Annotated in this window: 1 protein-coding gene; it reads right to left on the minus strand. The window is 47.8% G+C overall.

The features are described from left to right. Window positions 1–1438 (minus strand): S8 family serine peptidase (locus QUA83_RS29775; RefSeq protein ID WP_333297782.1); only part of this gene is annotated, 1438 nt, incomplete at both ends.

Below are 1438 nucleotides of genomic sequence, written 5' to 3' on the forward strand. Positions count from 1 at the left end.
CTGTGGCTCCACTATTTGTTCCTGTACCATTGGCTGTTTCACCTGTCAAAGCAATTCGGTTGGCAAAATTATCATTGACTGGAGGGGGAGGAACAATATTAAGTTGAATCTCACCTGTAGCACTGCTAAAACCATCAACAGCTATTTGATAGGTTGTCCCGGCTGTGGCATCCAGGCTAAGCAGGCTAGTATATCCACTCCCTGCCCCATCATCATCGTAGCCAATCAGAGTGAGGTTATTAACCGCAGAACCAGTGAAAACCGACAAGAAAGTATCGAAATTACTATTTTTGGTGTCAATAGTAAAAGTCCCGGTACTGGGTGCTGTCCAAGACCACCACACCGAGTTAGTTGTCCCACTTTGGGTAGGTTCGTCTACTTCTCCTGTCGCTCCAATATTTGACCCTGTTGTACTCACGGGTACGCCACTTAGCAGAGTCCGGTTAGCAAAATTATCATTGGTCGCCCCTGGTGGGGTAGATCCCCCCAAAGCTGAATTAATATTCAGCCTACCTCCTGAAACCGTATTACCACTCAAAGTGGGAATAGGGTCAGTTGTTTGCATGAGCCTGTTTTTAACTTGCTGTGCTGTCCAAGTGGGATTTTGAGACCACAGCAACGCCGCCGCCCCGGTGACATGGGGAGATGCCATTGATGTCCCATCCTTAAAGCCATAAGTTCCTCCGGGTGTGGTGCTATAAATACCAGAACCGGGCGCTCCTAAATCAACTGTGGTGGCTCCATAGTTGGAGAAAGAGGAGAGTGCATCGGTGTCGGTGGTTGAGGCAACAGAGATAATATTAGATAGATCGTAGCTGGCAGGATAAGCAGGCGTTATGTCATTGTTCTGTCCGTAGTCATTACCCGCCGCAGCAATAAATAAAGCTCCTTGTTGTCCGGCGGTATTGATAGCATCGTATAGGCTTTGACTGAAGCCTCCGCCTCCCCAAGAGTTATTAGTAAGTTTGACTCCCTTCGCCGTTGCATAGTTAATGGCAAGGATTGCATCAGATGTATAGCCGAAACCCTCATCTGATATAAACTTAAGTGGCATAATATTGGCATTCCAGGCAACCCCGGTCACACCAACACCATTATTCCCTTTTGCGGCAATGGTTCCCGAAACATGGGTGCCATGTCCGTCGACATCCATCGGGTCATTGTCGTTATAGGCAAAGTCCCAGCCGCGAACATCATCTATATATCCGTTATTGTCGTTATCAATGCCATCTCCAGCAATTTCCCCTGGATTTGTCCAGATATTCTCCACTAAGTCGGGGTGGTTGTAATCAACCCCCGTATCAATAACGCCGATAACTAAGTTTGGGTTGCCCTGTTGAATATCCCAGGCTTCGGCTGCATCGATGTCTGCATCGGCTGTTCCCCCAGTTTGACCTGTGTTGTTGAGTGCCCATAATTGGGAATAGCCAGGATCATT

This window comes from Microcoleus sp. K1-B1 (assembly GCF_036704705.1).
Taxonomy (GTDB): Bacteria; Cyanobacteriota; Cyanobacteriia; order Cyanobacteriales; family Microcoleaceae; genus Microcoleus.